Source organism: Streptomyces sp. NPDC051776 (assembly GCF_040681345.1).
Lineage (GTDB): Bacteria > Actinomycetota > Actinomycetes > Streptomycetales > Streptomycetaceae > Streptomyces.
Window position 1 is genome coordinate 1 of sequence record NZ_JBFAYQ010000100.1, and the last position, 7,981, is coordinate 7,981.

General features: G+C 69.3%; 5 protein-coding genes. 2 read left to right on the forward strand and 3 right to left on the reverse strand.

Features of this window, described 5'->3' with window-relative positions:
* Positions 1 to 385 precede the first annotated feature (385 nt).
* On the reverse strand, positions 386 to 1,393 hold the full coding sequence (locus AB0M26_RS30805) for a stage II sporulation protein M (RefSeq protein WP_365266157.1): 1,008 nt from the start codon (positions 1,391 to 1,393) through the stop codon (positions 386 to 388).
* Between the two features lie 137 nt (positions 1,394 to 1,530).
* On the opposite strand from AB0M26_RS30805, the gene AB0M26_RS30810 reads away from it, so the two are divergent.
* The gene (locus tag AB0M26_RS30810; protein ID WP_365266159.1) at positions 1,531 to 2,616 is read left to right on the forward strand and encodes an RDD family protein; all 1,086 of its coding nucleotides are present in this window, start codon (positions 1,531 to 1,533) and stop codon (positions 2,614 to 2,616) included.
* 12 nt (positions 2,617 to 2,628) lie between these two features.
* Here AB0M26_RS30810 and AB0M26_RS30815 read toward each other — a convergent pair whose 3' ends face one another.
* Complete coding sequence (locus AB0M26_RS30815; RefSeq protein ID WP_365266161.1) at positions 2,629 to 3,273, reverse strand: hypothetical protein; 645 nt, start codon at positions 3,271 to 3,273, stop codon at positions 2,629 to 2,631.
* Positions 3,274 to 3,354: 81 nt separating this feature from the next.
* Complete coding sequence (ahcY, locus tag AB0M26_RS30820; RefSeq protein ID WP_365266163.1) at positions 3,355 to 4,812, reverse strand: adenosylhomocysteinase; 1,458 nt, start codon at positions 4,810 to 4,812, stop codon at positions 3,355 to 3,357.
* Positions 4,813 to 5,606: 794 nt separating this feature from the next.
* On the opposite strand from ahcY, the gene AB0M26_RS30825 reads away from it, so the two are divergent.
* Positions 5,607 to 7,889 carry a fructose-specific PTS transporter subunit EIIC gene (locus AB0M26_RS30825; RefSeq protein WP_365266165.1) on the forward strand — a complete coding sequence of 761 codons (2,283 nt, stop codon included), beginning with the start codon at positions 5,607 to 5,609 and terminating at the stop codon, positions 7,887 to 7,889.
* Positions 7,890 to 7,981: the final 92 nt, after the last annotated feature.

Below are 7,981 nucleotides of genomic sequence, written 5' to 3' on the forward strand. Positions count from 1 at the left end.
CCCCCAGACCACAACCATGGCCCGGAGACGGGGTATCAACATATCTGGCGTTGACTTTTGGCACGCTGTTGAGTTCTCAAGGAACGGACGCTTCCATCGAAACCATCTCACCGGTTTCTCCGGGCGCTTCCCTTCGGTGTTTCCAACCGTACCAGATTCTCATCCCGGTCTTTTCCGACCCGAATTTCTGTCCGGAGGCCGTTGGAAGGCCATGAAAGCACCCCAGAGGAATTGATTTCCGTCTGGAGCGCGGTGGATTCTACTTCCTGCGGTTGGGCTTGTCCAGCTCCCCGCAACCGTTCAAATCTACCTCCCCGACCCACCCGTGTCAACAGGCCTCGCGGGGCGGATAGGACAGTACCAGGTCACAGGCCCTCGATGCACATCAGGCCGCTGTGGGGAGCTCCGCGCTGCGGTCCGCTGATTCGACGTCGCCCGTTTCCCCCGTTCGGGCGGCGCGGCGACCGACTACGAAGACGTACACGAGGAAAACCGTCTCCGCGGCGATGCCGATGGCGATCCGTGCCCACGGAGGCAGGCCGGAGGGGGTGACGAAGCCTTCGATCCCTCCCGATACGAAGAGCACCACAGCGAGGCCGATGGCCATGCCGATGGCTGCCCGCCCCTCCTCTGCCAGGGCCGTACGGCGAGAGCGCGGCCCCGGGTCGATGACCGTCCAGCCGAGACGCAGACCGGTCCCGGCGGCGACGAAGACGGCGGTCAGCTCCAGGAGGCCATGCGGAACGATCAGGCCGAGGAAGGTGTCGAGCCGCCCTGCCGAGGACATCAGTCCCAGTCCCACCCCTAGGTTGAGCATGTTCTGCGAGAGGACCCAGAACACGGGGATGCCGAGGAAGGCGCCAAGCACCAGGCAGGTGGCGGCGACCTGGGCGTTGTTCGTCCACACCTGGACCGCGAAGGCCGCCGCCGCGTGGCTCGAGTAGTACGTCTCGTACTCGCCGCCTGGGCGGGTGAGCTGCCGGAGCTCGTCCGGAGCGGCGATGGCCCCCTGGACCTCGGGGTGGGCGGCGATCCACCAGCCGATCACCGCCGCCAGCACCGTCGAGACGACGGCAGTCGTCACCCACCACCGCCTCGTCCTGTAGAGCGCGGCCGGGAATCCCGCCGCCAGGAAGTGGACGGCGTCGCGCCAGCTCGCCTTGCGGGCCCCCGTCACCGCGCTGCGCGCCCGCGCCACGAGCTGGGTCAGGCGTCCGGTGAGCTGCGGGTCGGGCGCGCTGGACTGGATAAGGGAGAGATGGGTGGCGGTGCGCTGGTAGAGGGCGACGAGTTCGTCGGCTTCCGCTCCCGAAAGGCGGCGTTGACGGCGCAGCAACTCGTCCAGACGGTCCCACTCGGCACGGTGGGCGGCGACGAAGACGTCGAGGTCCATTTGAGGCTGCTCCTACGGGTGCGGATGCGCACTCAGCTTGGCAGACGGAGGCGGGTGGACGGCAGACTGGTCGTACGGGCGTACGGTCCGTACGGGTCAGGGGCGGGAACGGGCTGGGGACAGGGAGGACGGCGCACGTGAGCGAGCTGGTGACCGGTGAGGCGGTCGTACTGGGACTGCGGCCCGCGAAGCTGCCGAGCCGTGCCCTGGCGGTCGTGATCGATCTGGTCGTGGTGTTCTCCGTCTACATCGCGGTGTCGGCGGGGCTGGCAGCCGCAACGGCGTCGTTGGACGCGGCGGCGAGCGCGGCGGTCTCGGTGGCCACCTTCGTGCTGGTGCTCGTGGGGGCACCGATCGCCGTGGAGACCCTCAGCCAAGGGCGTTCCCTGGGGAAGACCGCCTGCGGGCTGCGGGTGATGCGGGACGACGGGGGGCCGATCCGTTTCCGGCATGCACTGGTGCGCGGTGCGATGGGCGTGGTCGAGATCCTTATGACGCTCGGCGCTGTCGCCGTGATCGCCTCGCTGGTGTCGGCGCGCGGGCGGAGGCTGGGGGACGTCTTCGCCGGAACACTGGTCGTACGGGAGTGCATACCTGCGTCCCGATCCGTGCGGATGCCCGCGCCGCCGCCCTGGCTGGCCGGGCAGTTGGGCAGGCTCGACCTCTCGAGGGTGCCCGATGGGCTGTGGCTGGCGGTCCGGCAGTACCTGACACGGATGGGGCAGCTCGATCCGCAGGTGAGCGGGCAACTCGCCGCCCGGCTCGCGAACGACGTCACGGCGCGCACGGGGGTTCCTGTGCCGGACGGGGTGCCGTCCGGGGCCTATCTTGCGGCGGTGGCGGGGGAACGGCAGGCACGTGACGCGCAGCGTGCGTTCGGTGCAGTCGGCGACGGGCACGGGCACGCGAGCGGGAACGGGGTTCCGGCTGGTGCACGGGCGGCAGCACCTGGTGCGTGGTGGGAGCCGGCCGCCACTGCCGCATGGGCCGCGCCGACGGGTGCCGGGCAGTCCGCTCCGGCGGAGTCCGGCGTAGGGGCCCGGGCGGAGAGCGGTGGTGCGGGGGCTCCGCATCCCGCGGAGAACGCTGCGGCGTCCCCGGCCGTTGGGCCCGGTGCGATGCATGCGGAGCGACGGGCTGTCGCGGCGGCCTCGCCCGAGCGGACGCAGGAGCAGGTGAACGGGGAGCCCGCCCGGCGCACGGGCTTCGTACCACCTGCCTGATCGGGGGCGCTGTCAGCCGAGGACCGACGGCGGGGATTCGAGGTCTTCGAGTTCGATGCCCGGGGCGGAGAGCACCACGTCCCCGGCGATGTGAATCGTGTGCCGCTCGCCCGTGTCCAGCTCGGTGACCTGGTATTCGTCCACCACCAGCGGGCCGCTGTCAGTGGCGTGTGCTTCGCTTCCCAGCAGAGCCCAGGACTGGTCGAGCGTGCGCGGGGCGAGCACGGGCTCGGTGAAAGCGACGAGGCGAACGCGGGTGGCGGGGGCGCCGGCGGTGAGGCGCAGCATCCGGGTGGTGGCGACGAGGAAGGCGGGGGAGGCACCGGTGAAGGCATGGGCTTGGACGTTGCCCTCGGTGGCGTGCGCGCCGGTGGGATCGGTACGGACCCAGGTGACGCCGTCGAGTGCGGCGCCGCGGATCTGCCAGTCGGCGGCGCGCAGTTCGAGGCGGATGGGGCGGCCGAGTGCGTCGGTGGTGAGGTCGACGGAGCCGGTGACGGCGCTGTCCCCCTGGATATCCCCGCGCCCCGCGCCGGGCGGGGCGGTGATCTGCGAGACGTATCGCCATCCGGAGGTTCCGGGGGCGCACTGGAAGTGCTCTTCTCCCAGGGGGGTGTGGTCATGGGGGTCATGACGGGAGTAGCGGCCGCGGGGCATGGTGTGGTCCTCGAGGGGCCGGGCCCCCGCCGGTGGCGGGGGCCCGGTCTCATCGGCTGGTTGCTGTCGTGCCGTCTGCTCTTAGTAGCGGTAGTGGTCCGGCTTGTACGGACCTTCCACCGGTACGCCGATGTAGGCGGCCTGCTCCGGGCGCAGGGTGGTGAGTTTGGCGCCGAGCGCGTCGAGGTGCAGCCGTGCGACCTTCTCGTCGAGGTGCTTCGGGAGCACGTAGACGCCGGTCGGGTACGCCTCGGGCTTGGTGAACAGCTCGATCTGCGCGATGGTCTGGTTCGCGAACGAGTTGGACATCACGAACGACGGGTGGCCCGTGGCGTTGCCCAGGTTCAGCAGTCGGCCCTCGGACAGCACGATGATCTTTTTGCCGTCCGGGAAGGTCCAGGTGTGCACCTGCGGCTTGACCTCGTCCTTGACGATCCCGGGGATCTTGGCGAGGCCGGCCATGTCGATTTCGTTGTCGAAGTGGCCGATGTTGCCCACGATCGCCTGGTGCTTCATCTTGGCCATGTCCGAGGCCATGATGATGTCCTTGTTGCCGGTCGTGGTGATGAAGATGTCGGCGGTGTCGACGACGTCGTCCAGGGTCGCGACCTGGTAGCCGTCCATGGCGGCCTGCAGGGCGCAGATCGGGTCGATCTCGGTGACGATGACGCGGGCGCCCTGGCCGCGCAGGGACTCGGCGCAGCCCTTGCCCACGTCGCCGTAGCCGAAGACCACGGCGATCTTGCCGCCGATGAGGACGTCTGTGGCGCGGTTGATGCCGTCGATCAGCGAGTGGCGGCAGCCGTATTTGTTGTCGAACTTCGATTTGGTGACGGCGTCGTTCACGTTGATCGCCGGGAAGAGGAGCGAACCGGCCTGCTGCATCTCGTACAGACGGTGGACACCGGTGGTGGTCTCCTCCGTGACACCGCGGATCTCGGAGGCGAGCTGGGTCCACTTCTGGGCGTTCTCGCCGAGAGTGCGGGTCAGCAGCTCGAGGATGATGCGGTACTCGTCGTTGTCGGCGGTGGACGGGTCCGGGACCGCACCGGCTTTCTCGAACTCCACACCCTTGTGGACGAGAAGCGTGGCGTCGCCACCGTCGTCGAGGATCATGTTCGGACCGCCGGTGGCAGCGTCCGGCCAGGTCAGCGCCTGCTCGGTGCACCACCAGTACTCCTCCAGCGTCTCACCCTTCCAGGCGAAGACCGGAATGCCCTGGGGGTTCTCCGGGGTGCCGTTCGGGCCGACCGCGACGGCGGCGGCAGCATGGTCCTGGGTGGAGAAGATGTTGCAGGAGGCCCAGCGCACCTCGGCGCCCAAGGCGACGAGGGTCTCGATGAGAACGGCGGTCTGCACGGTCATGTGCAGAGAGCCGGTGATACGGGCGCCGGCAAGCGGCTGAGCGGCGGCGTACTCCTTGCGGATCGCCATCAGACCGGGCATCTCGTGCTCGGCGAGGGTGATTTCCTTGCGGCCGTAGGCGGCCAGGGAAAGGTCGGCGACCTTGAAGTCCTGACCGTTGGCGGCTGTCGTCATACGGGCTGCTCCTCGTGGATTCGAGCGAGAGGTGGACATGACTCGTCTGCGGCAGCGGGCACCTGCCCACGGCCTCAGCAGTCCGTCGGAGGCCCTCTCTCCCTCGGTGACCCGCAGAGCGGGCACGCCCGACCGCCATCAGCAGCGACGTCTGTCTGTCACGAATCTACACCGATCGGCCCGGCGCACCCCAGCCCGCCTCCAGGAGGCAGGGTTTCGGCCACGGTCGGCGCCGGACGGGGTAGGCATGTCCAGCCATGGCCCAAGGGCGGGGCCGCGCGGGAGGCGGACATCTCTGGTTGGTCCGAGTTCCGGCCATGGCGGACGGGGCGGCGCGGAGTGCTCGAAGCGGAGTGCTCGAAGCGGAGTGCTCGAATACGTCGTCAATACGTCGCCGCTGCATGGGCGGTGTCCTGCGGCGCGGCGGCGGGGGCCGAGCCGATGGCATCGGGCAAGGTGAGGCCGCTGCGCCCGAGCGGGGGCGGGGCTATCGGCGGGACGGATGGATCGTGTCGCAGCGGGCCGTATCAAGCAAGCCGCATCGGGCTGAACGGACCAGGCCTCAACTCGCCGCGTGCAGGTCGCACGCACCCGGGAGGGACGCCGAGCCGTCCCGAAGGAAGGGCGGACCTGAGGCGCGGCGCAGCGGCACGGTGGCCCCACCGGCCGGGTGTGACCTAGCCGTTGGGGCCGGGCGCACCCCCTGTGTCGGTCCGTTCCGCGGGTATTGCAGGATGCGTGGCGCGCGAGAACACTTGCACGGCTCGCGTGCGCAGAGGCGTAAGGAGACCCACGTGACCAGTCCGGCTGATCCCCCCAACGCTGAGGGGACGAGCGGGAAAGGGCTGAAACTGCTTGCAGTGACCGCCTGCCCCACGGGCATCGCCCACACGTACATGGCCGCGGAGAAGCTGGCACAGGCAGCGGAATCGCTCGGCCACCGGATGAAGGTGGAGACACAGGGTTCGATCGGGGCTGAAAACGTACTCTCTGACAACGATGTCAGAAGCGCGGAAGGCATCATCATCGCCGCCGACAAGAACGTCGACCGCAGCCGGTTCGTCGGCAAGCGTGTGCTCGTGGTGGGGGTCGCCGAGGGTATCCATCATCCCGAGCAGTTGATCGAGCGCGTGCAGAGCGCGCCCATCCACCGGGGTGACGGTGAAGCGGACGTGTCCGGCGGAGGGGCAGCCGCCGCGACCGGGAGCGGCAAGGAACGCAGCACCACGTACAGGGCGCTGATGAACGGCGTCTCGTACATGATCCCGTTCGTCGTCGTCGGCGGCTTGCTGATCGCGGTGTCCCTGGCGCTCGGTGGCGACCCTTCGGCCAAGGACGGTCTTGCCATTCCCGAGGGCTCGTTCTGGAAGCACGTCTTCGACATCGGCGTGATCGGCTTCACGCTGATGATCCCGGTTCTGTCGGGCTACATCGCCTACGCGATCGGGGATCGGCCCGCGCTCGTACCGGGCATGATCGGCGGCTGGATCGCCAACACCGGTGAGCTGTACGGCTCGGAGGCCGGAGCGGGTTTCATCGGCGCGATCGTCACCGGCTTCCTCGCCGGCTACATCGTGCTGTGGATCAAGAAGGTCAAGGTCCCGAAGTTCGTCCAGCCGATCATGCCGATCATCGTGATCCCGATCGTGGCGACGACCTCGCTCGGGCTCTTCTTCATCTACGTCATCGGCAGGCCGATCGCGTGGATGTTCGAGCACCTCACGAGCTGGCTCGGCGGACTGACCGGTACCAGCGCGGCGCTGCTCGGCATCGTCCTCGGCCTCATGATCGCGTTCGACATGGGCGGCCCCGTCAACAAGACCGCCTTCCTCTTCGGAGCCGGGCTCGTCTCGAAGAACCCGGAGATCATGGGCATGTGCGCGGCAGCCATCCCGGTGCCGCCGCTCGGGCAGGGCATTGCCACGCTCATCCGCCGGAAGTTCTTCACCCAACAGGAGCGGGAGACGGGTCTCGCGGCGCTCTTCATGGGCTACTTCGGCATCACCGAGGGCGCGATCCCGTTCGCGGCGGCCCGGCCGGCCCGGGTGATCCCGGCGAACATGCTCGGCGGCGCGGTCGCCGGTGCCGTCGCGGGCCTGGCGGCGGTCCAGGACAACGTGCCGCACGGCGGCCCCATCGTGGCCGTCCTGGGGGCGGTCGGCGGGGTTCCGATGTTCGTCGTCGCCATCGCGATCGGTACGGCCGTGACCGCGCTGACGACAGTGACGCTCATGGCGCTCGGCAAGGGAGCGGAAAGCACGAAGGGAGCAGGCAGCACGAAGGGAGCAGGCAGCACGAAGGGGGCGGAGGGTGCGCCCGTCGCGCCCACTCCCGTCACGCCGGAGCCCGTGCTCGCCGGGGTCGGTGCCGGGTCCGTCACCGGTGGAGCGAGCGAGCCGGTCACGATGGACGGGGCCGTGGAGACGGCCGTCGCCGCACCCGTCGGCAAGGCCGTGGAGCCTGCCACCAGCGTGGCAAACCCCTCGGCCGCGGCCACCTCGGCCGAGACGCCCACCACCGCCGCCGAGGTGGCGACGGACGACACGACCGCGGCCGGGGACCAGACCGGAGCCGGAGACCAGACCGTAACCGGAGACCAGTCCGGAGCCGGGGAACGCGACGTTCTGTCCGGGCACCTCACGGCGGAGACCGTGGCGGAGCAACTCGCCGCGGACACCAAGGACTCCGCAATCCACGAGCTGGCCGGACTGCTGGACAGGAGCGGCCGGGTCACGGATGCGGAGGAGCTCGTACGGGCCGTCTTCGCACGCGAGGGCCAGGGCACGACCGGACTCGGTGAGGAGATCGCCATCCCGCACGCGAAGACGGATGCGGTCACGGCCCCCATCGTCGGCTTCGCCCGCTCCTCCGAGGGCATTGAGTGGGGCTCGCTGGACGGTACGAAGGCCAAGCTGCTGTTCATGATCGCTGTCCCCGAGGCCGCCGCGAGCGACGAGCATCTCCGGCTTCTGGCGCTGCTGTCCCGGGCGTTGATGGACACCGGCTTCCGGGAGCGGCTCATCGCCGCCGACGGCAAGGAGGAGATCCTGCGGATCCTCGGCGAGGTCGGGGATTAGGGGGCGTATCCAGTTGTGATCAATCTGCGGGATCCGCTCCCGCAGCGGGGCGGGTTCCTGTAGATCGTCATGCATGACGCAGGTGCAACTTA